Source organism: Streptomyces sp. NPDC056231 (genome assembly GCF_048270745.1).
GTDB lineage: Bacteria > Actinomycetota > Actinomycetes > Streptomycetales > Streptomycetaceae > Streptomyces.
Map to the genome: position 1 here is coordinate 40236 of NZ_JBLVKW010000045.1, position 24649 is coordinate 64884.

A 24649-nucleotide genomic window follows, 5' to 3' on the forward strand; every position below is an offset into this window, starting at 1 on the left:
GCAGATCAAGAGTTGTGGCGGGGATCTCGTCTTCCGGCAAAGGACCACTGATCGTAGATTTTTGGTCATGACTTCACCGCTCACCGCCTCCGCAGCCAACCCGGTCCTCCGCGTTCCGCCGGCCACACCGGCCGCGGCCGCCGCGCACTTCGGCGCCTCGCTCGCCTTCCACGCCGATGTCTCCGATGTCGCCGGCGCTCTCGCGGCCGGCGGTGACCCCGGATTCGTCGTCCTCGACTCCCGGTCCACCGCCTCCTGGGACCAGGGGCACATCCCCGGTGCGGTTCACCTGCCCACCGCGCTCATCGCCGAGCAGGCCCGGGATCTTCTCGACCCGGCCGTCCCCGTGGTCACGTACTGCTGGGGCCCCGGCTGCAACGGCGCCACCCGCGCCGCGCTGGCACTCGCCGAACTCGGCTACCAGGTCAAGGAGATGCTCGGCGGTTTCGAGTACTGGGCGCGCGAGGGCTTTGAGTTCGAGACTTGGGAGGGACGCGAGCGGCGCCCCGCGGACGCGCTCACCGCGCCGGTCGACTCCGACGACTGCGGCTGCTGAACGGCCGGCGTCGCCGGCCGTTCATGCTCGCGAGGAGCGTCGGAAACACGCCCCAGGGCGTATTTCGAAAGTCCCGTCTGCCGGGCGACGTCTGGCCCGCACGCTCGCAGCGTTGTCGGGCTCGCCCCGATACGACCGGTATCGGGGCGACCCTCCACCGTGCGATCGCACGCCCCGGACGCCGCCCGGCCCGCCCTGCGGGCGGACGACGCTACTTTCGAAACACGCCCTGGCATGCCCGGTGGTCACCACAGGAGGACCGATCACCGGGCGGGTCATCGACGTCGAGCGCGGCTTCAGACGCTGCTACCGGAACCGGCCCCGATCAGGGCGGTGAACAGACGCTGGACGCGGGCTCCCAGGGGCAGGCCGCCGACCTGGACGGGGGGAGGCAGCCGGGCCCACCGTACCGAACCGGGCCCGACCGCCTTCCCGCCGACAACCGTCCGGGTCAGAGCTTCGACAGCTCGTCGACCAGATCGTCCAGACCCAGCGGCCCCTGCGACAGGGCAGCCATGTGCCAGGCCTTCGCATCGAACGCGTCACCGCGGGCCTTGCGCGCGTTCTCCCGGCCCAGCAGCCAGGCACGCTCACCCAGCTTGTAACCGATGGCCTGCCCCGGCATGGACAGGTAGCGGGTCAGCTCGCTCTCCACGAAGTCCGCCGGCCGGCCGCTGTGGTTTCCGAAGAACTCCTGCGCCAACTCGGGTGTCCACCGCTCACCGGGGTGGAAGGGGGAGTCCGCGGGGATCTCCATCTCCGCGTGCATGCCGATGTCCACGATCACCCGGCAGGCACGCATCATCTGCGCGTCCAGGTAGCCGAGGCGGCGCTCCGCGTCGGGCAGGAAGCCGAGCTCGTCCATGAGCCGCTCTGCGTACAGCGCCCAGCCCTCGGCGTTGGCGCTGACTATGCCGATCGACGCCTGGTAGCGGGAGAGACTGTCGGCGACATGGGCCCACTGGGCGATCTGCAGGTGGTGGCCCGGGACACCCTCGTGGTACCAGGTGGAGACCAGGTCGTACACCGGGAAGCGGGTCTCGCCCATGGTGGGCAGCCAGGTGCGGCCGGGGCGCGAGAAGTCCTCGGACGGACCCGTGTAGTACGGGGCCGCGGCGCCGCCGGGCGGTGCGATCCGGGACTCCACCTTCCGTACCCGCTCGGCGAGTTCGAAGTGTGTACCGTCGAGAGCTTCGATCGCCTCGTCCATCAGGCCCTGCAGCCAGGCCTGAACCTCGTCGACACCCTCGATGTGCTTGCCATGCACATCGAGATGGGCCAGCGCCTCCCAGGGACCGGCCCCGGGCAGCACCTTTTCGGCCTCGGTCTTCATCTCGCCGAGCAGCCGGTGATACTCGGACCAGCCGTACGCGTACGCCTCGTCGAGATCCAGATCGGTACCGTTGAAGTAACGCGACCAGCGGGCGTACCGCTCGCGGCCCACAGTGTCGGGCGCACCCTCGACCGCGGGGGCGTACACATCGCGCATCCAGTCACGCAGCGCCTCCGTGGCCTCCGTGGCCTGCCGGGCGGCGTCGTCCAGATCCGCGCGCAGCGAGTCCGGGCCCGCGGCGACGAAGCCCTGGTAGAACCCTGTTCCGTCCTGCCCGACCCACTCGGTCAGCTGGCCGATGAAGGTGGCGGTGGCGCGCGGACCGCCGTACAGCTTCCGTTCCAGGCCGAGCGCGAGCGAGGCGCGGTACCCCTCCAGAGCTCCGGGAACCGCGAGCAGCCGCTCCACGACCGCCGCCCAGTCGTCATCGGTCTCGGTCGGCGTCACTGTCAGCACCTCGCGGACGCTGTGCGCCGGTGAGTGCAGGTTGGAGACGGCCCGCAGGCTCTCATCGGCCTCGTGGACAGCGATCTCCGCGGTCAGCCGCTCGCGCAGCAGGCGGCCGCAGCGGCGCTCCGCGTCGCTGTCCGCGCCCGGGAGCTGCTCGGCGGCGTCGAGCTTCACCAGGGTGGCGCGGGCGAGTTCGGCAAGGGCTTCCTGCCCGGCGGGGGAGAAGTCGGGAAGACGGCGGGAGCTTTCCGCCACACCGAGGTAGGTGCCTGAGATCGGGTCGAGTTCGATGAATGCGTCGACGTAGGCGTCGGCGACCTGGCGGGGCAGTGCGCTGTTCGAAGTGTCTGACATGCGGACATCTTCGTACGGTCAGGGGGTCCGCGTCACTATCAATAGGTCTCAGGGACCTGACACAGTTCATTCCGGTTCGCGTGGTGGACGCGGATCACCGACCGCGGTGGCCGGAACCGGTCATTCGGATTCTGCGGTCCTTCCGGGCGCCGTGGCGGCCGGTGGCAGCAGCGGGCCGCACTCCCACTGCTGGAATATCAGCCGCGTCTCCACCCGGGCCACTTCACGCCGTGAGGTGAACTCGTCGAGCACCAGCCGCTGCAGATCCGCGGTGTCGGCAACGGCCACGTGGACCAGATAGTCGTCGGGGCCGGTCAGATGGAAAAGCGCACGGGACTCCGGCAACGCCCTGATCCGCTCGACGAACGGGCCGATGAGCTCCCTGCGGTGCGGACGGACCTGCACCGAGAGCAGCGCCTCCAGACCACGGCCGATCCTGCCCGGGTCGAGACGCAGCCGGTGGCCGAGAATCACGCCTGAGCGGCGCAGCCGGGCCACCCGGTCCAGACAGGTGGACGGTGCGACCCCGACCTCGGCGGCGAGCTCGCGGTACGTGGTCCGGGCATCGTTCTGCAGCAGCCGCAGAATGTGCAGGTCCACCGGGTCCAGAACGACAGAATCGGTCATTCGCCGAACGTAGCACGGTCCTTCAGCCCCACAGCCCGGCACCTGTTCAGAGTGGTGTCATGGACACCGAAGCCTCGATGCAGCCCTCGACGACACCCCGGTCCAGGGCGCTGGCCACCGAAGCCGTGCACGCCGGACGCGACGACCTCGCTGCACTCGGCCTGCACGCCCCGCCGATCGATCTGTCCACCACCTACCCCTCGTACGACTCCAGGGGAGAGGCGGAACGGATCGACACCTTCGCCACCACCGGCGCCCAGCTCGACGGGCCGCCCGTCTACGCACGGCTCGACAACCCGACCACGGCTCGGTTCGAAACGGCTCTGGCCCGGCTCGAAGGGACCGAGAGCGCTGTGTCGTTCGCCAGCGGAATGGCGGCGCTCACCGCGGTTCTGCTGGCCCGCGCGAGCATGGGGCTCCGCCATGTGATCGCCGTCCGCCCGCTGTACGGCTGCAGTGACCATCTTCTCGGTGCCGGGCTGCTGGGCACCGAAGTCACCTGGACCGATCCGGCGGGCATCGCGGAGGCGATCCGTCCGGACACCGGCCTGGTCGTGGTCGAGACACCGGCCAACCCCACGCTCGCCGAGGTCGACATCCGGGCAATCGCGCACTCCTGCGGGTCGGTTCCGCTGCTCGTCGACAACACCTTTGCCACCCCGGTCCTCCAGCGGCCCGTCGAGCACGGCGCACGGATCGTTCTGCACAGCGCCACCAAGTACCTGGGTGGGCACGGCGATGTGATGGGCGGCGTCGTCGCCTGCGACGAGGAGTTCGCGGCCCGGCTGCGACAGGTGCGCTTCGCCACCGGCGGGGTACTGCATCCGATGGCCGGATATCTGCTGCTGCGAGGTCTGTCCACTCTGCCGGTGCGGGTACGTGCCGCTTCCACGAGCGCCGCCGAACTGTCCCGTCGGCTGGCCGCCGACCCGCGCATCGCCAGGGTCCACTACCCATCGGTGGGCGGGGCGATGGTCTCCTTCGAGGTGTACGGGGATCCGCACCGGGTGATCTCCGCTGTACGGCTCATCACTCCCGCGGTGAGTCTCGGCAGTGTGGACACCCTGATCCAGCACCCGGCCTCCATCAGCCACCGCATTGTGGATGAGGGAGACCGGCAGGCTTCCGGGGTCGGGGACCGGCTGCTGCGTATGTCGGTCGGCCTGGAGGACGTCGAGGACCTGTGGGCCGACCTCTGTCAGGCGCTCAGCGACCCGCCTGCTCGTACGGCGGCAGGAAGCGTACCGGAGTCGAGTCCAGCCGGGCGGTGATGACCAGCGTGCCCTCCTCGATCTGGTAGTCGAGGGGAAGTTCGAGGGCTCGCATGGCGGCGACCATGCCGGTGTTGGACGCCTGGGTGACGGCGTAGACGCTGTCGCAGCCCGCCTCGACGGCGAGCGTCACCAGGCGGCCGAGGAGCTCCGAACCGATGCCCCGGCGCTGCCAGTCGTCCTCGACGAGGAGGGCCACCTCGGTCTCGTCACCGTCCCAGAGGAGGTGTCCCAGGGCGACCAGGCGGCCGGAGGCCGTCTGGACGGCCAGGGTGCGGCCGAACCTGGGGCTCAGCAGGTGGTCCAGGTAGCGGTCGGCGTCGCGGACGGGGCCGTGGTAGCGCAGCCGCAGCGTCTGCTCGGAGCAGCGGTTGTGCATGGCGCGGGCGGCGGCCAGGTCGCTCCCGTCCGCGCGGCGGACGGTGATCTCGTTGCCTTCGGGGAGCGTGAGCACGTGCTCGCTGCGCGGGACGCGGGGGCCGAGTCGGGCGTCGAGCTCGACCAGGGCGCGGGCCCGGGCGAACTCGGTCGGGGTGAACGGCAGATAGGGCCGCTCGATGGTGATCGCACCGCCGGACGGGTCGCGCAGTCGCATCACTGTCTCATCGAGCATCCCTTCGACCGGCGCGCTCTCGCCGGTCGCACGGCCGGTGAGCGAGACGGCGGGCAGCGAGTGGATGGTGCAGCGCCCGAGCAACTGACGCAGAGCGAGCGGGAGTTCAGCGGCGTCCAGGGCGGTGCGGGTGGCGAGTTCCAGGATCCTGGTCGGGGCGTCCACCAGGTCGTGCGCGTCGGCCCGTTCGAGCCAGGCGGAGTCGCCGCCCGCGGCGGAGATCGCCCGGCTCAGCTGCCGGACCTGGAGCGAGGCGGGGGCGCGCAGCAGGAACTCGTCGACCGTGCCCTGTGTCAGCGGATGTGTCTGCAGAGTGAGGATGTCGATCCGGTGCCGAGCCAGCGCGATGCAGAGCGCGGCGAGGCTGCCGGGGGTGTCCCGGACCGTGGTGCGCATCCGCCACAGCACCGCTTCCTCGCCGGACGGGGCGGGGCCGGCGGCGGGCGTGGTCACGAGTGCGGCGACAGCGGTGGCCGCCGCGTTGTCGGTGACCGTGTGGTGGGACAGGCCCACGCTGGAGTCGACGGTGGTCGGCGGCGGGGCGTGACTGTGACGCCGTGCCCACCAGGTGTGGAACGCGGCCGTCGCCACGAGGGCCAGGGCCGAGGCGATCAGCAGAAACGGTCCATCGGGCTGGTGCCCGATCAGGTTGGCGATCGCGTCGGCTACCGCGACGGCGGTGAACAGGGCTGCCAGCTCGATCAGATCCCGTCGCCAGTGGTGCGGCCGGCGGGCACTCTTCGCGGAGGTCACATCAGTCATGAGCTCACTGTGACGGAGCGGTGTTGCCTGATCGCGAACGCCTTGTGACTGATGGGTTAAGTGTGGATCTGGTCCTTTATCGCCCGGTTTTACTGGTTGCTGTCGTGGATGACTGCGGTCGCTGCGGGGTTTGCGGCGGGCCCGGTCGCTTCGAAGGCGGAACGGGACGGGTCACGGCGGGGCGCGACCCGTCGCTGCGGGTTACGACACGATGTCGTCGGCCATCCGGCCGGACAGAGCGAAGGCGGGGGCCGCCGCTCCCGCCACGGGAAGGGCGAGCGCGGCCGAAGCGGCGAGTGAACCGCGCAGCACGGTGCGGCGGTCGGGCGAAGGGATGCGCGGACGGTACGACATCGAGGTGCCTCCGGGGCGGCGGGACAGAGGTACGGGTGGCCGGTCGACCGGCCCCACCCTCGTGCCCGTCGGCGGCGGGACACCAACCTCAGATGAACACCGGGCCCCGACTCCCGTCGATGTCCTGTCCGCGCGTGTCCCGTTGGGCCTGCGCCAGCAGCCGTACGCCGCGCGTGATGTCCGGGGGCGCCAGATGCGCGTAACCGAGAACCAGGTTCACCGTACGGTCCGCAGGGCGCATGGTGCCGCAGTCACTGAGCGGCCGCAGCGCGATGCCGCGACCGGCGGCGCGCTGAAGGAACACCGGCTCGGGACCGTACCGTTCGGGCAGGCGGGCGATGATATGAAGACCGGCGGCGATCCCGCTGACCTCGGTGCCGGGGAAGTGTTCCGCCAGCGCCGCGGTCAGAGCGTCGCGCCGCTGGCGGTAGGCGCGCTGGCAGCGGCGCAGCTGCCGGTCGTACCCGCCCCGGGTGACGAAGTCGGCCAGCACTGCCTGGTCGACGGCCGGATTGCCCAGATCCATCGTGCGTTTACGGGCCACGATGTCGTCCGTCATCGTCGCCGGTGCGAGCAGCCAGCCCAGCCGCAGCCCGGGTGCCAGCGACTTGCTCACCGAGCCGGTGTACGCGACATGCTCAGGGTCCAGACCCTGCAGCGCACCGACGGGCGCCCGGTCGTAGCGGAAGTCACCGTCGTAGTCGTCCTCGACGATCAGCCCGTCCGTGGTCCGCGCCCAGTCGAGCAGTGCGCGGCGACGCGTGGCGGAGTAGGCGATTCCGGTGGGGAACTGGTGCGCGGGCGTGGTTACCACGGCGCGCACGCCGGAGTGCGTGAGCGGCGCGGGTGCCAGACCTTCCTCGTCCAGCGGCAGCGGGACGGTCGTCAGCCCCGCCGAAGCGAACAGTGAGGCATGTTCCGGGCTTCCGGGATCCTCGACGCCGACGGTCCGCAAGCCACGCCCGTGCAGAACAAACCCGAGCAGCGTCGTCGCCTGGGCAACGCCGGAGCACACCACCAGGCGCTCCGGATCAGCGACCACGCCGCGTCGTCTGGCCAGCAGCGCGGCCAAGGCCTCCCGCAGCTCGGGCAGTCCGCGCGGATCGGGGTAGCCGAGCGAGCTGTGCGGCAGCCGGCCCAATGCCGCGCGATGGGCGGTCGCCCATGCGCTGCGCGGAAAAAGCGAAAGATCCGGCGTACCGGGCCGGAAGTCCACCGAAGCACCAGGGGTGCGCGGAGCGAGATCGTGCGCCGCCCGCACGGCGCCGCGGACAGCACTGCTCACCCAGGTGCCCGCGCCCCGATCGCTGCGCACGTAGCCCTCCGCGGTGAGCTGCTCGTACGCCTCGGTGACCAGACCGCGGGACACCCGCAGATCCGCGGCCAGTTCGCGGCTGGACGGCAGCCGGGTTCCCGGAACCAGGCGCCCGGAGCGGATAGCCTCGCGCAGCGCCTCCTGCAGCGCACGCCCGCGTCCCCGGGCCGGGGCGGCCGCGGCCGGAAGCAGTAACTCCCAGGCAGCAGTTACGGACGCGCTCCGCTGCGCGCCACCCCACGGCGGATTGGTCCCCGAAGACGTCATGAAAGTGGACCTTAATCCGGACCGCCCCGCTGCCTAGCGTCGGTTCCATGAACGTGACTTCCGTACGCGGGGCGCTGCTCGCGGCTTTCGCCTGCGTCCTCGTGGGCGCCTCCTTCACCGCCAACAGCGTTCTCGGCGACTATCCCTACGCGGGCGGCCAGGCACTGCGCTACGGCCTTGCCGCGTTGTTGCTCCTGCCGCTCCTCCACAGCGGGGGACGCCCCGGCCTCGCGCCCCTCCGTACACTCACCCGCCGCCGGTGGACCCGGCTCGCGATGCTCGCAGCCGTCGGTATGGTGGGCTTCAACGTGGCGGTCCTGGCCGCCGAACGATCTGCGGAACCCGCTGTTCCAGGGGTATTCGTCGGCTGCGCCCCGATCCTTGTCGCCGTCCTCGTACCGCTGCTGGACGGCCGTCGTCCGACCCGCACCGTCCTGTGCGCGGCCTCCCTGGTCGCCGCCGGGGCCTTCACCGTCCAGGGCTGGGGCCGGACCGACATGTCGGGTTTCCTCTGCTCGGTCGGCGCGCTCGCGGGCGAGGTCGGCTTCGCCGTCCTGGCCGTACCGGTGCTGCGCTCGCTCGGGCCGAAACTGCTGTCGGCCGTTGTCTGCGCCATCGCTGCGGCCGAGTCCGCACTGCTCGGTGTCCTGCTCGACGGCAGCGGATTCCTGCGGATGCCCACACCCGTGGAGACCGCGGCGCTCCTGTGGCAGGCAGCCGTGGTCACGGTCGTCGGGTTCGTCTGCTGGTACATGGGCATGCAGCGCATCGGCGCCGAACGCGCCACGCTCTTTTCCGGGCTGATCCCGGTCTCAGCGGCACTCACCGCGCCGCTCGTCGGCACCGGTTCGTACGGCATCGCGCAGGCAGCCGGAAGCCTGCTGGTGGGGTGCGGCGTGGCGCTCGGTTCAGGTGTCCTGCGGCGCGGCAGGCCGCAGGGTTCCGCCGGTTCGGTGACCGGTACCCGTTCAGCGACTGGTGTCGAGGATGACGCGCGCCACGAGCGCGGGATCGTCGTTCATCGGCACATGACCGCAGCCGGGCAGACGTACCAGCCTGGCGCCGGGAATGGCGTGTTTGGCCCTGACCCCCTGCCGGCGCAGCAGCAGCCGGTCGCGGCTGCCCCAGGCGATGGTCACGGGCAGCCCCGGCACATCGTCGGTGAAGGCGACATTCCGTCCGACCGCGAGAGTCTCGTGGAAACCGGTCGCCTTGCGCAGTGCGACAGTCTCCGAGACGACGGCCTCGGGTGAACGGCGCCCAGGCCTCGCGTAGATGGTGCTCGTCAGCGCCGCACGCCCGGCCGCGCTGCGCGAGAGCCGCTCGATCAACGGCATCGGCAGAGCCAGCGCTCCCTGCCGCATCGCCCGCAGAGTTCCGAAGGCGTAGAGCCGCTCGCTCTCCGTCCAGAAGCCGGCGGGCGACAGCGCCGTCACCGACCGTACGAGCTGCTCGCGTCCCAGCTCCAGGGCCAGCAGGCCGCCGAGCGAATTCCCTGCGACATGAGGCCGGTCCAGGCCGAGCGCCTCACAGAAGGAGCCGAGCACCGGGACCACGCTCGCCAGGTCGTACGGAACGCCGTCCGGAAGTGCCGCGGAGACGCCGAAACCGGGCAGATCGATGGCTATGACATCCCGCTCCGGTGCCAGCACCGGCAGCACCGGGTCCCAGGCCTGACGATGGTGGCCGATGCCGTGGAGCAGCAACAGCGGATCCCCCGAACCGGTGCGCTCGTACGCCACGGAGACGGTCCGCTGTCCTCCGGGTGAGTCGACGGTGAACGAGACCGAGGTGGCCATGCAGTTGCTCCCGGGGTGTCCGGCACGAATGCGGCTTGCCTGAAATGGCTCTGCACGAAGGGACTTAGACGTCTCGTAAATAACAATTACCGCTCAGTAGGCAGCAGTTCAAGGGGGCCGGACGATTCGTGCTGGACACAGCCCGGTGCGTCGGCTGGGATGGGACGGTGACAGCCGACACCGTTACCGACGTCTTCGAAGAACACCGCCCCGTACTGACCGGGGTCGCCTACCGCATGCTCGGCCGGATCGCCGACGCCGAGGACGTGGTGCAGGAGGCGTGGCTGCGCTGGTCGGCCGCGCCGCGCGATGACGTACGGGAGCCGCGTGCGTTTCTCGTGCGGACCACCACCCGCCTCGCCATCGACCGGCTGCGACAGCTGCAGACCCGGCGCGAGGCCTACATCGGACCATGGCTGCCCGAACCGCTGGTCACCGACTTCGGTCCTGCCGTGCCCGACACCGCGGAGCGGGCCGTCCTCGCAGACTCCGTGTCCGTCGCCGTGCTGGTCGTCCTCGAATCGCTCTCCCCGCTGGAGCGCGCCGTCTTCGTCCTGCGCGAGGCCTTCGGCTTCCCGTACGGAGAGATCGCCGCGACACTCGACAGGACCGAGGCCGCGGTGCGCCAGCTCGCCGGGCGCGCGCGGCGGCACGTGGAGGATCGCAAGCCGCGCTACGACGTCGACCCGGCCCAGCGGCGTGACCTCACTGAACGGTTTCTCGCCGCGGCGGCGGGCGGCGACATCGAGGAGCTGCTGATACTCCTCGCCCCCGATGTGCGTCTGGTCGGCGACAGCGGCGGAAAGTCCAAGGCGCCCCTGCGGATCATCGAGAGCCAGGACAAGGTCGGTCGCTTCCTCTTGGCCGTCACGAAGGATCAGCTTGCCGGCTTCGAGATCCGGTTCGCGGAGCTCAACGGCGGCCCTGCCCTGGTGGTGCTGTCCGGTGGAAAGCCCGATTGCGTCTTCCAGATCGACGTAAGGGACGGTGTCATCCAGTGCGTATATATCGTCCGTAACCCTGACAAGCTTGCCAACCTGGCCGTCGAGTAGCCGCCCGTCCCGACACCTGCCTGGCCGAAGCCCCACGGACACTCCGGACGTGGGGCTTTGTGCTGCGCGCAGCGCACGGCACCACGAACGTCCTGTGAACGCTCTGCGACAGGCCCCGATTCGCAGCGTGACGGGCCAAGGATTGGTCTTGACCAAGGGGGTGTGCCAGCCTATGGTCTCAACGTTAAGACAGGAACCTTTAATAAATAACGTCGCGGAAAAAAGACGCTGGGTGATTGCGGAGGACAGGGTGGGGACCACGCAGCTGGAATCGGTGCAGGAGCCGAAGTACTGGCACCTCAAGACCGTTCTCAGTGAGGCACTCGACTCGGACTTTGCGGTGGGAGAGATCCTGCCCAACGAGCGCGAGCTCGCAGCCAGGTTCGGCGTCGCCCGGGCAACGCTCCGACAGGCTCTGGAGCAGCTCGAACTCGAAGGCAGGCTGCAGCGCCGCCGCGGCGTGGGGACCACTGTCGCCCCGCCGCGCGTGGGCGTCGCCGTCTCGACCGCGCAGCACGACTGGACGGGTGGCGCCGACGAGGCCTGGCAGCCCATTGGCTGCACGAGCGCGACAGCGCCCGCCCCGGTCCTCGCCATGCTTGACGTGGAGAACGACGAGCCGGTGCACATCGTTCGCCGGATCCGGGTCACTCAGGGGCAGCCGGTCGCTGCGGAGTTGCTGTACGTGCCGTCGGCGTCCGTCCCCGAACTGTCCGCGATCGAGACCCCGTCGGGTGCCGCCCGCGCCCGCAGCGTCGTGCGGGAACTGCACCGTCTCGGCCTCGACGGTCAGGACCGCTCGGTGGAGCTCGGCTCCGCGCGAGCGGACGACGCCAAGGAGCTCGACCGGCTCCCCGGCGCACCCGTCCTCGTCGTCACCACCCGTTACCTCGCGGCGGGCGGCACGGCTGCGGTCTCCGTCGCCACCTACCGGGCCGACACGTGCCGGCTCACCTTCGGTGACTCCGGCGACCTGGAGATCAGCCACCCCGGCCAGGAGCGCCACGCGTCGTGAGCCCGGCCGGTCCCGCCGGCTTCGAACGCAACGAACGGCCCGTCGCGCTCAGCGGCGGGCCGTCACCGATCTCTCCACGGCGAAGAGCTGCTCCTCGACATGGTCGAGCGCCAGCCGCAGGGCGCCCGTGGCCACGGCTGCCTCGCCCAGCAGCGACAGCGCGACCCGCGGTGGCCGGAGACAGTACCGGGCCAGCTCACCGCGGAGCGGATCCAGCACTCCGTCGAGTCCGGCGGCCCAGCCACCGATGACCACCAGCTCCGGGTCGAGCGCCAGCACCAGCGCCGCCACATCGTGCACCAGCCGCTGGATGAACCGCTCCACCGCAGCCTGAGCCCGCACATCGCCGTGCCGGGCCTCCGCGAACACCGCGGCGACCGCCTGCTCGTCCAGCGGATCCAGCGGCGTGTCCGTCGTCGACAGCAGCTTTTCCGGTGTGACCTCGCGGCCGAGCAGATGGAGTGCGCCGATCTCGCCCGCTGCACCGCCGTAACCACGATGTAGCCGTCCGCCGATCAGCGAACCGGCCCCCGGGCTCAGCCCCGCCAGGACGAACACGATGTCGTCCGACTCGGTCGCGGCGCCCTTCCAGTGCTCGGCCACCGCCGCGGCGTTGGCGTCGTTCTCCACGAGCACCGGACAGCGGAAGGAGCGCCGCAGCCGCTCACCGAGCGCGAGACCGGTCCAGTCCGGCAGCGCGGTGCCCAGGCGTACGGTCCCGTCGGCCTCCACGATCCCCGGACTGCCCACCCCGACCGCACGCAGACTGCTCCGGGCCACCCCGGAGCGCCGCAGCAGATCGGCGACGACGGCCCTTACCCGGTCGAGCCGGTCGTCCGCGGAAGCCGTCTCGGACACCTCGCGCGAACCGGCGCCGATGATCCTGCCGTCCAGCCCCGACAGAAGTGCGGAGACGCGGTGCGGGCCGATCTCGATGCCGAGCAGATGTCCCGCCTCGGCGCGGAACCGGAACCTGCGGGCCGGCCTGCCCTGGCGTCGGGCCTCACCCTCGTCGGGCGCCGATTCGACGACCAGACCGGCCTCGATGAGGCCCTCGACGACTCCCTCGACGGTTGGCCGGGACAGACCCGTGATACGAGTCAGGTCTGTGAGCGTGGGGGAGTGGGCCCCCCTGAGGGCATGAAGTACCACCGCGGAATTGATCCGTCGCAACAGCGACGGGTCCCCACCGGTCAACCGGCCCACGGTGTGTCCTCCCAGCTCGCGAGCATGTCAGCGGATCGTACTCGTTGCCCGGAAGCGGAGCGACCGTGACCCGGAACAGGGATCCCGGCGCCGTCGGTATCAGCGCGGAGCCACGAAACCTGACTCGTACGCGGCGATCACCGCCTGCGTCCGATCCCTGGCCCCCAACTTGGCCAGTACGGCGCTGACGTGGGTCTTCACCGTCTCGACGCCGACCACCAGCTTGGCGGCGATCTCCGCATTGGACAGTCCCCGGGCCATCAAACGGAGCACCGCCCCTTCCCGCTCGGTGAGCGCCGCGCGCTCCATGGCCGCCTTGGCCTTGCTCGTCCCGTACTCGGCGGCGAGCTGCCGGACCGCGGCCGGGAAGAGCAGCGACTCGCCCTCGGCGACCAGACGCACCGCGTGCACGATTTCCGAGGGCCGGGCCCGCTTGAGCAGAAAACCGTCCGCCCCGGCGCGCAGCGCCTCGTACACGTACTCGTCGTTCTCGAACGTCGTCACCACCAGGATTTTCGGCGGATCCGGCACCGTGCGCAGCACCACCCGGGTTGCCTCGATGCCGTCCATCAAGGGCATGCGCACGTCCATCGCCACGACATCGGGGCGCAGTCGGCGCAGCAGCGGGATCACTGCGGCACCGTCGGCGGCCTCGCCCACCACCTCGATATCGGGCTGGGCCTCGAGCACCGCACGCAGTCCCGCGCGCACGAGGGGTTCGTCGTCGACCAGAAGAACGGTAACCGGCATCCGGTCAGCGTAGGCCGTCCAGCGGGAGGCTCGCGTGCACCCTCCACTCGCCGTCGTACGGACCGGTCTTGGCCTTTCCGCCCAGGAGCGCGGCCCGCTCACGTATGCCCCGCAGTCCGCTGCCGCCGCCCGGAGTACCTGTCGACCCGGTGAGCGGATTGGTCACCTCAAGCTCCAGCCAGCCGTCCGCGACCGTGATCTTCACCCGCACGGGGACGGACCCGGAGTGACGCAGCACATTGGTGAGGGACTCCTGCAGGATCCGGTACCCCTCGCGGGACACTGGTCCCGGCACCAGTTCCACCGGACCGGAGACTTCGGCGTCGACCTTCGCCCCCGAACCGCGCGCCGAGTCCAGCAGCCGGTCCGCTTCGGCAAGTGTCGGTCGCTGTCCCACCGGTGCCTCCGATTCCCGCAGGACCCGGAGCACCCGCTCCAGATCGTCGAGTGCTGCCCGGCCCGTCTCCTCGATCGCGGCCAGTGCCCGTTCGGTGAACGCCGGATCGTTCGCCGCCCGCGCCGCACCCGCCTGGACGACCGCCACGGTCAGGGCGTGCCCGATCGAGTCGTGCAGCTCGCGCGCAATGCGATTGCGCTCCAGCAACTGCTCGGTGCGCTCCTCCAGCGCGGTCAACCGCTCCACCGGTGACGGACCGAGCAGCCGCCGCGCAGCCGCCGTGATCACCTCACCGCATATCACGACAACTGCGAGCAGAAGGAGAAGAGGCACGGGCGCAAGCAGCGCGTACCACCAGTGCGGCTCCACGCCGCGGATCAGCCAGTCGTCGCTCGGGCCCAAACCCGACGCGGTGAGGACGAGGTCAACCGCCGTGGCGGACAACCACACCGTCGCGAACCCCGCCACCACCGAGAGCAGCAGCCGCACCTCCAGCCAGACCACGGTCCGCCAGCGGTCCGCCCAGGTCTCCGCCGGAGCCGCGGAGATCGCTGCATCGGGCCTGCCGCGCTCCGACGGCATCAGCAACAGCTGGGCCTGAACCCCCTCGGCGAGCCGCATTCCGGGGACCAGGCCCACAGGCACGGCAAAGATCAGGAGGGCCCATGGGGTGTCCATGGAGATGAACAGCCACACGCTGCCGACCGCGCACGGAATGAGCATGTGCAGCCAGCGGGTGTAGGTGAACGGCTCGGTCAGTGGACGGAGAAGGCGACGCATGCCGCCATCGTGCCAGCCGTCTCGAACGTGACAGCTCCCCCGAGCGAGGGAGGTGATCCCCTCCGGCGGGGGAGGGCGGGGGCGGGGCGTGGCCGCCAGGCTGAGGACATGACCAGCATCGACGTCCATGAGCTCACCAAGGAATACGGCGCGACCCGCGCGGTGGACCGCCTCACGTTCAGTGTGAGACCCGGCCGGGTCACCGGTTTCCTCGGCCCGAACGGCGCCGGCAAGTCCACCACCATGCGTCTCGTCCTCGGCCTGGACCGGCCGACCGGTGGTACGGCCACTGTCGGCGGTCAGACCTACGCCACACTCGATCATCCGCTGCGCCGGGTCGGCGCGTTGCTCGATGCCCAGGCCGCTCACGGTTCGCGGACCGCGCGGAACCATCTGCTCGCTCTCGCGACGAGCAACGGCCTTGCTGCCAGCAGGGTCGAAGCGGTTCTGGAGGAGGCGGGGCTCGGCCGGGTCGGCGGCCACCGGATCAAGACGTTCTCGCTGGGTATGCGACAGCGCCTCGGCATAGCGGCTGCTCTGCTCGGCGAACCGGACGTCGTCATGTTGGACGAACCGTCGAACGGGCTGGATCCGGAAGGCATCATCTGGATACGGGAGCTGATGAAACGGCTGGCCCGAGAGGGCCGCACGGTTCTTGTCTCCAGTCACCTGATGAACGAGACGTCGTCGTTCGCCGACCACCTCGTGGTCCTCGGCCGGGGCAGGCTCCTTGTCGACCAGCCGATGCAGGAATTCCTCGACTCCCGCAGCCGCCCGCGTGTGCGCGTACGCACGACGGAGCCCGGTCGGCTCCGCGACGTGCTGACCGGCAAGGGACACGAGCTCGTACAGAGTGACGACGGTCGCTGGATCGTTGAGGGCGCCAGGGCGGAGGAGGTCGGCGCCATCGCCGCCTTCGAGGGCATCCCCATTCTTGAACTCATCGACGAGCAGGCCACTTTGGAGCAGGCCTATCTCGATCTCACAGCCGAGGCGACGGAATTCGCCTCCGCAGCAGCGTCACCCGCTACCCGTCAGGAGGCTTGATCATGTCGACCACCGACGTGCTCCGTTCCGAGTGGATCAAGATCAGATCGGTACGGTCCGTAGCCGGTTCCTTGATGGCGGTCTTTCTGGTGACACTCGCTGTCACCCTGCTTGCCTTCGCCATCGTTGGTCAGGCCGAGGCGGAGAACTCGGACGATCTGGTCTTCGGCGCCTTCTCCGCACTGAACTTCGGCCAGATCGCTGCCATCAGCTTCGGCGCCACAGCGCTCTCCTCCGAGTATCTGAATGGTGCGTTGCGGATTTCGCTCGCGGCGGTGCCGCGCCGTGACCTCTTCTACGCGGCGAAGATGACCCTCATCGGCGTGCTCGCCCTGGTGGTCGGGCTCGCCACCAGCTTCACCGCGTTCCTGGTGAGCCAACTGTTCATGGGGAAGTACGCGATCGGTCTGGGCGAACCCGGAGCTCTCCGAGCCGCCTTCGGCGGCGGCATATACCTCGCCCTCATGGCCCTGTTCGCCGCCGGTCTGACGGTGCTGCTGCGCAGCGCGGTCGCCGTCCTCAGTCTGCTCATCCCGTTCGTCCTGCTCGCCTCCTTCGTGGTCGGGGACATCGCGAGCGGGGTGGCGCTCTATCTGCCGGACCGCGCCGGACAGTTGGTACTGCACCAGAGTCCGGAGGGCAGTCTGGGGCCATGGGCAGGGCTGGCAGTCACGGCCGGCTGGGCAGGCCTCGCGCTGCTCGCCGGCTGGTGGGCGATGAGGCGCAGGGACGCCTGAGGGCCGATGTCCGTGGCTGGGTGGGTGCACATCGGGAGGTGGTCGCGGAAGGGGCCGGGAACGGCGCCGCCCATGCGAGAGCGGCTGAAAGCCCCTCAAGGCTCATGCCAGAACCTGCTGTCAGTGCCGGGCCGTCGACCGGCGGCATGGCCACCGACCGTCACCTCCGCCGCATCGACGGGGCGCTCATCGAGCCTCGGATACGAGGACGCGGGTGCCGCCGGCCCTGCAGCCCCCACCACCTGACCTCAATTCCCCCGAGCCCCGCAGACCTCTGGTGCTCGCTCCCGCAGTCCGGCTCAGTCCGAATGGTTGGGAGCGGTGAATTCAGCTGCCGCGCGGAGGCGCCCGTACTCCTCGGCCATGGTCTGAGCAGTCCAGTGGGCGTTGAGGCCGCTGGGGTTGGGCAGGGCCCAGACCCGGGCACCGCCGATCGTCCGGTCTTGCGGGCCGATCTGCGCGCGACGCTCGCCGAAGGCGGTGCGGTAGGCGGTGACCCCCACCACCGCCAGCCACTGCGGCCGCAGCTGTTCGACCTTGGCCGTGAGGATCAGTCCACCCTCGCGGAACTCCTCGGCGGCCAGTTCGTCTGCTCTCGCCGTGGCCCGGGCGACCACATTGGTGATGCCCAGACCGTAGGCCAGCAGCTCATGCTGTTCCGAGGGCTTCAACTGGCGAGGAGTGAAGCCGGACAGGTGGAGCACCGGCCAGAAGCGGTTGCCGGGGCGGGCGAAATGGTGGCCCGTGGCGCCCGTCATCAGGCTCGGGTTGATTCCGCAGAACAGCACGCGCAAGCCGCCTGCGACCACATCGGGAACGATGCGGTCACGGGCGGCCTGGAGCTCTTCGGGTGTCATCCGGCGACGGTTCCGACTGTCAAAGGATCGAGCCCGGTGTGTATCCCGCGGCCTCGGGGTGCTGCTTGGTGATCTCCTCGATCCGGGCGACGAGCGCGGTGACCTGGTCGCCGGCCGCTCCCGTGAAGGAGAGCTTGTCGGCCATCAGCGCGTCCAGCTGCTCCCGGTCCAGCGGGATGCGGCCGTCGGCGGCGAGCTTGTCGAGCAGCTCGTTGCGCTCCGTGCCCTGCTCGCGCATGGCCAGAGCGGCGGAGACGGCGTTCTCCTTGATGGCCTCATGGGCGATCTCGCGGCCGACACCGGCGCGCACCGCGCCCATCAGTACCTTGGTCGTGGCGAGGAACGGCAGGTACCGGTCCAGTTCGCGGGCCACGACCGCCGGGAACGCCCCGAACTCGTCGAGCACCGTGAGGAAGGTCTCCAGCAGACCATCGAACGCGAAGAACGCGTCCGGAAGCGCCACCCGGCGGACCACGGAGCAGGACACGTCGCCCTCGTTCCACTGGTCGCCCGCCAGCTCGCCCGTCATCGAGGCGTAGCCGCGCAGGATCACCATCAGTCCGTTGACGCGTTCGCAGGACCGGGTGTTCATCTTGTGCGGCATCGCGGACGAGCCGACCTGACCCGGCTTGAATCCCTCGGTCACCAGCTCGTGCCCGGCCATCAGCCGGATCGTCTTCGCGACCGACGAGGGCGCGGCGGCCAGCTGCACCAGTGCGGTCACGACGTCGTAGTCGAGCGAGCGGGGGTAGACCTGGCCGACCGAGGTGAACGCCTGTCCGAAACCGAGGTGGACGGCGATGCGCTGCTCCAGGTCGGCGAGCTTGCTGGCGTCACCGCCCAGCAGGTCGAGCATGTCCTGCGCCGTGCCGACAGGGCCCTTGATGCCCCGCAGCGGGTAGCGGCCCAGGAGGTCTTCCAGCCGGCCGTACGCCACCAGCAGCTCGTCCGCCGCGGTCGCGAAACGCTTGCCGAGCGTGGTCGCCTGGGCGGCGACATTGTGGGAACGGCCGGCGATGACCAGCTCGCCGTATTCGCCCGCAAGCTTGCCGAGCCGGGCCAGGACGGCCACGGTGCGGTCGCGCATGAGCTCCAGCGAGAGCCGGATCTGCAGCTGCTCGACGTTCTCGGTGAGGTCCCGGGAGGTCATGCCCTTGTGGACCTGCTCGTGCCCGGCGAGAGCGTTGAACTCTTCGATCCGTGCCTTGACGTCGTGCCGGGTAACCTTCTCGCGCTCTGCGATGGAGGCGAGGTCGACCTGGTCGAGGACACGCTCGTAGTCGGTGAGGGCCGCGTCGGGTACCTCGATCCCGAGGTCCTTCTGAGCGCGCAGCACCGCCAGCCAGAGCTGACGCTCCAGCTTCACCTTCTGCTCGGGGGACCAGAGGACGGCCAGCTCCGTGGAGGCGTAGCGGCCGGCCAGGACATTGGGGATGCGAGGCTTCGCAGACACAGCAGTCACGTGTCCAGATTCTACTGGTGGTTTCTGCAGGCCAGCGCCGTGGTCCGGTTTGTGGCTTACGACAAACGCGGCTGGTGCTGCGAGACGGTCCGTCCCGCAGCGGTCTGGTGGAGGGACCGGGGCGGTCGCCATTCAGCGACTCGGACGGTGCGGGCGCCCGCCCTTGCGGATGCCGTAGGCAGCCGCGCCGACCAGCACCACGCACGCGCCCGACAGAACCGAATGCAGGGGAAGCGTGAATGCCAGGACCAGGCAGCCCGCCATGCCGAGGGCCGGCACGGCGCGCGGAGGGCGGTTCTCGGACGGCGTGAGCGTCCAGGCGGCCGCGTTGGCGACGGCGTAATACAGCAGGACGCCGAACGAGGAGAACCCGATCGCGCCCCGGACATCGCCGGTGGCGGCCACGAGGGCCGCGATCGCGCCTACGGCCAGTTCTGCGCGGTGCGGGACGGCGAACCGGGGGTGGACGGTGGCCAGGGCACGCGGCAGGTGGCGGTCGCGGGCCATGCCCAGCGTCGTACGCGAGACACCGAGGAGGAGGGCGAGCAGGGAACCCAGTGCGGCGAGTGCTGCACCGATGCGGACCACCAGCGCCAGACCGGGCGCGCCGGCCGCACGGACCGCGTCCGCCAACGGCGCCGAGGCGTCGGCGAGCCGGGCAGGCCCGAGCACCGACAGCAGCGCGACAGCCACCGCCGTGTACACGATCAAGGTGATACCCAGAGCAAGAGGGATGGCACGGGGGATCGTGCGGGCCGGGTCGCGGACCTCCTCGCCCAGCGTGGCGATGCGGGCGTATCCGGCGAAGGCGAAGAACAGCAGCCCAGCCGCCTGCAGCACCCCGCCCGCCGTGGCGTCCGCCCCCGGCGCCAGCCGGGATGGCTCGATCGCGCCGCCGATCAGACACGTGGTGACGACGGCGGCCAGGACTGCGAGGACCACCGTCACGAGCACCCTGGTCAGCCACGCGGATTTCTGCACGCCCCAGTAGTTCACGGTGGTGAGAGCCACCACGGTGCCGACTGCCACCGCATGGGCCTGGCCCGGCCAGGCGTAGACGCCGACCGTCAGGGCCATGGCTGCGCACGAGGCGGTTTTGCCGACGACAAAGCTCCAGCCGGCCAGGTAGCCCCAGAAATCTCCCAGCCGCTCACGCCCGTAGACGTACGTCCCGCCAGAGGCCGGATAGCGCGCGGCGAGCCGCGCGGAGGACGTCGCATTGCAGTACGCCACCACCGCGGCCACGCCCAGACCGATCAGGAGCCCCGATCCGGCAGCCCCGGCGGCGGGAGCCGACGCGGCGAAGACACCGGCTCCGATCATCGAGCCCAGCCCGATGACCACCGCGTTGAAAACACCCAGTCGCCGTCCGAGTCCACCGCCGTCGGACACGTCACAGCCGCCGGACCCGTCAGTGCTGACCGCACCACCGCCCGGCGCACTTGCCACGCCACTCACCGTTCCTAACCAGTGTGCGTGAGTGAGTCCTGGACCCACTGTTGCGTACCGGGCGCATCCCGAACGGTGTTGGATGCGCTGGGTTCCCGCGTTCGCGTCCCGTTCGGTGACGGCCCTCCAGGGGGCCGGTCCGTTGTGGGTGGGCGGGTTCCCTCACGCCCTCGGGTGCCTGGTCCGGCCTGGACGGTCCGATGCCCCGCACGATCGCTCCGGTCGTGCGGGGGCGGTGCCGTCCGTCGCCGGACCGGGTGTCCGAGGGCGCGTCGTCCGATCGCGATGCCGGCGGCATCGTGACGGGACATGGTGCGGTGGGGGGTGGCCAGCGGTTTCTGCCAGTGCTGGGCACCCCACTGGGAGGTGTAGGCGGGGTCGACCGCGACAATGCTCAGGCCCTGTTCGGCGGCCATGGAGACGAGCCGGGCCTTGAGTTTCCCGGTCGGGATGCCGGAGATGAGCTGCCGGAACCGCTTGCGGCGGCCGTGCTTCTCCCGGGTCTTCTCGGTGGTGAAGTCGAGGTCTTCGATACCGATCGCGGCGACACCGACCTGCTTGGCCCAGTTGATCAACCGAGTCAGCGCGTGGCGGAGCTGCGCGTCGCGGTGACCGGCCGAACCGGACAGGTCGTAGGGGAAGCGGCGCGGGTCTCCGATGGGGTTGCCGTGCCGGTCCAGGTGGTAGGCGGCGAAGTGATCGGCGTTGGTGTCGACACCGATCACGCCCCGGGCGCGGGCGGCTTCCAACGGGATGGTTTTCACGACGGGGCGCTGCCAGGACGCGGTGAGGTACCAGCGGCCGCGCCGGGTGTCGAGGTGGATGCGGTAGGCCACAGCCCGGTTCGCGGTGATGCGGTCGGCCCACTCCGCGCCCCGGTGCGCGAATGCGATCCGGGTGGTGAGGGTGTACCGGCCGTGCTCGGCGTTGGCCAGGTGCGCGAGCGGGGCAGGCAGTCTGATGCTGACCTCGCCGTCCGGGGTGACGCGGATCGTCTCGTTCCCGAACCGCTTCCCCGACTCCCCATCAGCCGCGATGAACCAGCGCTCCACCTCCCACCGTTGCCGCCACTGGCCTTCGGTGAACCCGGCTTGGGCGAGGTGGTGGCGGGTGTTCAGGAGACGTCTGCCGCCCCGCACCACCCGCACCCGCCCGGCCTGCCACTCGGCAGCAACAGTGGCGTGCCGGTCTTCCAGCATCGCGAGGCGACGAGACTTGCAAAACCACTCGCCCTTCGACCGGTAGCCACCCGCCGCCCGCTTGGTGCCCTTCTCCCCGATCGGGAGGGACAGGCGGTGCCGCAGCATGTTGATCCCGGCTTCCAGTGTCTGGATGTGTGCCGCCTGGCAACGCCGGGCCAGCGCCCACTGATCGTGCGTGGCCTTGGTGATCGCACCCGCGATCCGCGACGACGACTCCTTCGTCAGGTCCCGCTTACGCGCTGCCCAGGTGTCCGCGCTGTGCTCCAGACCGTCCGCACAGCGAGCCTTGAGATCACGGGAGGCCAACGCACCCTGATGCTCACCGACCGCACGCAGCACCCTCTCGTCTTGGGGAGTGAGGTACTTGAGACGGTCCCGGACCGCCACCCCGCAAGGCCCAGGCACCACGAAGGGCACGGCCAACTCCCGCAAACCACCCATCACATCACCCCCGCCCTCAAAGGCCAAACACCCGCTATCCAGCCCAACGAGCAGCAGCCGCCAAGGTCACCCATTCGACCCCAGAACCACCGTTCTCACCCCCACCAACCCACCGACAGGAGACTCACTCCCGCACACCACCACTCACTCTCACTCAGCAAACCGACAGCCGCTCACAACCCTTGTAGAGACCGGTGACCGGGGGAACGGACGCATCGTCAACTATTCGACTTGGTATGCCAAGGCGCTGGCGATCTCCTCCAAGCGTCGGTCGGCCAACCCCGGTCGCGGGGCCGGAATCCTCCTTCACGTCGATGCGAGCGGAGCAGCCGCGCGGTGCGTTTCGGCGCCGCGCGCCACCACCGACGGCATCATGGCGTGGATCAAGCCTCCGCTCATCCGCGTATCGCCATCGGCGGATGCGGCGTGGACTGCCGACGTGTGAGAGGGCTGGTGGGTTGTATGACTGGCTGGAACTCGCCGTATGAGAACAGACACGTCCGATACCTGTGATGCTCTCCGGCCTTCCGGCGCTGGGGCAGGCATGGAGATTGATCTTGAGAAGCTTCCTGTGGCGTCGGAAATCCGGGCCTATGTCACGTGCTTCGTCGCACAGTTGACCGAGCGGAACCGGCTGCCGCTCGACTACACCGTGGTCAGCCTGCAGCTCGTCGACCTGATCGTCGACGGGCTGCGGCACAGCCGGCCGGAGCGGGGACAGGTCGAGCCGTTTCTGCGGGGGCTGGGCGCGTACACCGGTGAAGTCATGGTGCGCCGGGCAGGCGGCCGGTGGGTGGACCTCGACGACGGCCAGCGGGAGTTGTTCGGACAGCCGGCGGGCGTTCGCATGCCCGACGGGCGGGTCTGGAACCCGATCGGGAAGGTGGCGAACCGATTTGAGTCGGCGTCGGAGGAGTCGCTCCAGCGCTTCTACCTATTGCTGCACGGGCGCGCCCGCCACCCCATCGCCGCCCTGTGACCTGGGCGTATCTAGACTTGCGCAATGGATTGCCCTCGAATCGCGAACTTCCTGGCTGTGACATTTCTGTGTGCCGTCACGCAGAGGTAGTCGAGGGGGGTACGGGCCGATGGACGGGGGCCCGGTGAGCTGTGCCGGGGCGGTATACGTCAGACGAAGTCGGTACGAAGAGGAAAGTGTGGCCAAGGGCGGAGAACAGCGCCGCGGGGAGATGGACGACGCCGAGCTCGGCGTCGCGGTGGAGCGGGCTCAGCAAGGTGACGAGGAAGCCTTCGCCGCGGCGTACCGGCTCGTCCATCCCGGGCTGCTCGGCTACGTACGGGGACTGGTCGGCGAGGACGGCGAGGACGTGGCCTCCGATGCCTGGCTGGAGATATCCCGTGACCTCGGACGATTCCGTGGGGATGGGGCGGGGTTTCGTGGCTGGACCGCGACGATCGCCCGGCACCGGGCGCTGGACCACTTGCGCAAACAGCGACGGCGGCCACGCACCGCACTTCTGGAGCGGGACATCCTCGAACTGCCGGACAGTCAGGACACCGCCGGCTCCGCCCTGGAGGCGCTCTCCACCCAGCAGGCGCTTGCACTCATCCGCGGGTTGCCGCGGGAGCAGGCGGAAGCTGTTCTGTTGCGTGTCGTCGTCGGCCTCGACGGTCCCGCGACGGCACGGGTGCTCGGCAAGCGTGTGGGCGCCGTACGCACCTCCGCCTACCGTGGGCTGAAGAGACTGGCCGAGCATCTGGGCTCAGCAGGGTCGGGCAGTGTGACGTCTGCATCACGCCGCACGCTGAGAGATGAGACATGAGAGATGAATCGCCACGGGCGACCGATGCGTCGGTTTCCCGTGAAGTGGCCGCTCTGCTGGCAGCCGTGCAACGTTCCGGTGAGACCGGCCCTGCAGCTGAGCAGCGGGCGCTCGATGCCTTCCGGGCGGCGCGCGACGAGGGGGCACTCATACCCGTGTCGCCGCTGCGGCGTCGCAGGCGCGACGACTGGCGACCGGTCGAGCGGCTGCGCTTCGTGCGCTCGGCGCGGGCGTTGATCGCCGGCTTCGCGGCCGCGGTGACTCTCGGCGGGGTCGCGGTGGCCGCAGGTTCGGGTCCGACGCCGACGCCGTTCGACGACGATGGGCGCGATCGGACGCGTCCCGCACACCCCGTGAGGAGTGCCTCCACCGCACACGACGCGCCCGGCAGCCCCCAGCCGGGTGCGCCGACTCCCGCCGCAGGCCGTACACAACAGGAGCCGACCGATCCGCCGGGTGCCGGTCGCTCCGCCGGCCACCCGAGCCAGGCACAGGACGACGAGGCACACTGTCGTGCCCATCGCATGGCCCGGGGCAGGGGAAAGGCCGCGGACGCTACGGCCTTCGACCGCCTGGAGGCTGCGGCCGGTGGTGCATCGGCGGTGCCGGGCTACTGCGACGGGCTCCTCGGTCCCAAGACATCGAAGGAGACGGGCCGGACCGACAAGGGGAAGCCGAAGGCACCAGACCCTGGAGAGCAGACCTCGGAACCGGTGAAGGGCGCCCGGAACGGTGTCCGGCGGGACTCCACCGGACGCTGAAACACGCC

The 24649-nt window shown here is 70.1% G+C and carries 21 protein-coding genes and 2 pseudogenes; 10 read left to right on the forward strand and 13 right to left on the reverse strand.

The window, feature by feature from the left end; all coding sequences use genetic code 11:
- Nucleotides 1–67 precede the first annotated feature (67 nt).
- Nucleotides 68–556 (forward strand): rhodanese-like domain-containing protein, encoded by a 489-nt coding sequence (locus ACNPQM_RS28455; protein WP_418086208.1) that lies wholly within the window; start codon nucleotides 68–70, stop codon nucleotides 554–556.
- Between the two features lie 451 nt (nucleotides 557–1007).
- On the opposite strand, the gene ACNPQM_RS28460 is transcribed toward ACNPQM_RS28455, so the two are convergent.
- Entirely contained in the window at nucleotides 1008–2693 is a 1686-nt protein-coding gene (locus tag ACNPQM_RS28460; protein ID WP_358856157.1) for a DUF885 domain-containing protein, read from the reverse strand.
- 120 nt (nucleotides 2694–2813) lie between these two features.
- Nucleotides 2814–3320 (reverse strand): Lrp/AsnC family transcriptional regulator, encoded by a 507-nt coding sequence (locus tag ACNPQM_RS28465; RefSeq protein ID WP_418086209.1) that lies wholly within the window; start codon nucleotides 3318–3320, stop codon nucleotides 2814–2816.
- A 59-nt stretch (nucleotides 3321–3379) separates the two neighbouring features.
- On the opposite strand from ACNPQM_RS28465, the gene ACNPQM_RS28470 reads away from it, so the two are divergent.
- Nucleotides 3380–4591, forward strand: coding sequence for a trans-sulfuration enzyme family protein (locus ACNPQM_RS28470; protein WP_358856155.1), 1212 nt, complete (start codon nucleotides 3380–3382; stop codon nucleotides 4589–4591).
- Here the strand turns inward: ACNPQM_RS28470 and ACNPQM_RS28475 are convergent.
- From ACNPQM_RS28475 to ACNPQM_RS28485, 3 genes and pseudogenes are all read right to left on the reverse strand, one after another.
- Nucleotides 4527–5957: a GNAT family N-acetyltransferase gene (locus ACNPQM_RS28475; RefSeq protein WP_418086225.1), complete on the reverse strand. Its 1431-nt coding sequence runs from the start codon at nucleotides 5955–5957 to the stop codon at nucleotides 4527–4529. The two genes, ACNPQM_RS28470 and ACNPQM_RS28475, sit on opposite strands and share 65 nt — an antisense overlap.
- 234 nt (nucleotides 5958–6191) lie before the next feature.
- Nucleotides 6192–6320, reverse strand: a pseudogene (locus tag ACNPQM_RS28480) (twin-arginine translocation signal domain-containing protein); the annotation flags it as partial.
- A gap of 88 nt (nucleotides 6321–6408) precedes the next feature.
- Nucleotides 6409–7902 (reverse strand): PLP-dependent aminotransferase family protein, encoded by a 1494-nt coding sequence (locus ACNPQM_RS28485; protein ID WP_418086210.1) that lies wholly within the window; start codon nucleotides 7900–7902, stop codon nucleotides 6409–6411.
- A 47-nt stretch (nucleotides 7903–7949) separates the two neighbouring features.
- Here ACNPQM_RS28485 and ACNPQM_RS28490 point away from each other — a divergent pair.
- Nucleotides 7950–8795 (forward strand): annotated as a pseudogene (locus ACNPQM_RS28490) (DMT family transporter); the annotation flags it as partial.
- A gap of 75 nt (nucleotides 8796–8870) precedes the next feature.
- On the opposite strand, the gene ACNPQM_RS28495 reads toward ACNPQM_RS28490, so the two are convergent.
- Nucleotides 8871–9701 (reverse strand): alpha/beta fold hydrolase, encoded by an 831-nt coding sequence (locus ACNPQM_RS28495; protein ID WP_358856152.1) that lies wholly within the window; start codon nucleotides 9699–9701, stop codon nucleotides 8871–8873.
- A gap of 167 nt (nucleotides 9702–9868) precedes the next feature.
- Between ACNPQM_RS28495 and ACNPQM_RS28500 the strand changes: the two genes are divergently transcribed.
- Both ACNPQM_RS28500 and ACNPQM_RS28505 read left to right on the forward strand, forming a co-directional pair.
- Nucleotides 9869–10753 carry an RNA polymerase sigma-70 factor gene (locus ACNPQM_RS28500; protein ID WP_358856151.1) on the forward strand — a complete coding sequence of 295 codons (885 nt, stop codon included), beginning with the start codon at nucleotides 9869–9871 and terminating at the stop codon, nucleotides 10751–10753.
- A 250-nt stretch (nucleotides 10754–11003) separates the two neighbouring features.
- Nucleotides 11004–11768 carry a GntR family transcriptional regulator gene (locus ACNPQM_RS28505; RefSeq protein ID WP_358856150.1) on the forward strand — a complete coding sequence of 255 codons (765 nt, stop codon included), beginning with the start codon at nucleotides 11004–11006 and terminating at the stop codon, nucleotides 11766–11768.
- 48 nt (nucleotides 11769–11816) lie between these two features.
- On the opposite strand, the gene ACNPQM_RS28510 is transcribed toward ACNPQM_RS28505, so the two are convergent.
- From ACNPQM_RS28510 to ACNPQM_RS28520, 3 genes are all read right to left on the reverse strand, one after another.
- Nucleotides 11817–12974, reverse strand: a complete 1158-nt coding sequence (locus ACNPQM_RS28510; protein ID WP_418086211.1) for an ROK family transcriptional regulator — start codon at nucleotides 12972–12974, stop codon at nucleotides 11817–11819.
- Between the two features lie 99 nt (nucleotides 12975–13073).
- On the reverse strand, nucleotides 13074–13724 hold the full coding sequence (locus ACNPQM_RS28515; RefSeq protein ID WP_358856148.1) for a response regulator transcription factor: 651 nt from the start codon (nucleotides 13722–13724) through the stop codon (nucleotides 13074–13076).
- Nucleotides 13725–13728: 4 nt separating this feature from the next.
- Nucleotides 13729–14901 (reverse strand): sensor histidine kinase, encoded by a 1173-nt coding sequence (locus ACNPQM_RS28520; protein WP_358856147.1) that lies wholly within the window; start codon nucleotides 14899–14901, stop codon nucleotides 13729–13731.
- 108 nt (nucleotides 14902–15009) lie between these two features.
- Between ACNPQM_RS28520 and ACNPQM_RS28525 the strand changes: the two genes are divergently transcribed.
- Together ACNPQM_RS28525 and ACNPQM_RS28530 are read left to right on the forward strand one after the other, a co-directional pair.
- Entirely contained in the window at nucleotides 15010–15948 is a 939-nt protein-coding gene (locus tag ACNPQM_RS28525) for an ABC transporter ATP-binding protein (protein ID WP_418086212.1), read from the forward strand.
- 2 nt (nucleotides 15949–15950) lie between these two features.
- Nucleotides 15951–16685, forward strand: coding sequence for an ABC transporter permease (locus ACNPQM_RS28530; protein ID WP_418086213.1), 735 nt, complete (start codon nucleotides 15951–15953; stop codon nucleotides 16683–16685).
- A gap of 299 nt (nucleotides 16686–16984) precedes the next feature.
- Here the strand turns inward: ACNPQM_RS28530 and mug are convergent, their stop codons facing one another.
- From mug to ACNPQM_RS28550, 4 genes are all read right to left on the reverse strand, one after another.
- The gene (gene mug, locus ACNPQM_RS28535; RefSeq protein ID WP_418086214.1) at nucleotides 16985–17542 is read right to left on the reverse strand and encodes a G/U mismatch-specific DNA glycosylase; all 558 of its coding nucleotides are present in this window, start codon (nucleotides 17540–17542) and stop codon (nucleotides 16985–16987) included.
- Nucleotides 17543–17561: 19 nt separating this feature from the next.
- Nucleotides 17562–19004 (reverse strand): adenylosuccinate lyase, encoded by a 1443-nt coding sequence (gene purB / locus ACNPQM_RS28540; protein WP_418086215.1) that lies wholly within the window; start codon nucleotides 19002–19004, stop codon nucleotides 17562–17564.
- A 132-nt stretch (nucleotides 19005–19136) separates the two neighbouring features.
- Nucleotides 19137–20396, reverse strand: coding sequence for an APC family permease (locus ACNPQM_RS28545; RefSeq protein ID WP_418086226.1), 1260 nt, complete (start codon nucleotides 20394–20396; stop codon nucleotides 19137–19139).
- 71 nt (nucleotides 20397–20467) lie between these two features.
- Nucleotides 20468–22096, reverse strand: a complete 1629-nt coding sequence (locus ACNPQM_RS28550) for an IS200/IS605 family accessory protein TnpB-related protein (RefSeq protein WP_418086216.1) — start codon at nucleotides 22094–22096, stop codon at nucleotides 20468–20470.
- A gap of 544 nt (nucleotides 22097–22640) precedes the next feature.
- On the opposite strand from ACNPQM_RS28550, the gene ACNPQM_RS28555 reads away from it, so the two are divergent.
- The 3 genes from ACNPQM_RS28555 to ACNPQM_RS28565 all read left to right on the forward strand — a co-directional run bounded on the left by ACNPQM_RS28555 (nucleotide 22641) and on the right by ACNPQM_RS28565 (nucleotide 24641).
- Nucleotides 22641–23075, forward strand: a complete 435-nt coding sequence (locus tag ACNPQM_RS28555) for a hypothetical protein (RefSeq protein ID WP_418086217.1) — start codon at nucleotides 22641–22643, stop codon at nucleotides 23073–23075.
- A gap of 178 nt (nucleotides 23076–23253) precedes the next feature.
- Nucleotides 23254–23880: an RNA polymerase sigma factor gene (locus ACNPQM_RS28560; protein WP_418086218.1), complete on the forward strand. Its 627-nt coding sequence runs from the start codon at nucleotides 23254–23256 to the stop codon at nucleotides 23878–23880.
- Entirely contained in the window at nucleotides 23877–24641 is a 765-nt protein-coding gene (locus ACNPQM_RS28565) for a hypothetical protein (protein WP_418086219.1), read from the forward strand. Before ACNPQM_RS28560 ends, ACNPQM_RS28565 begins: the two co-directional genes overlap by 4 nt.
- Nucleotides 24642–24649 lie beyond the last annotated feature (8 nt).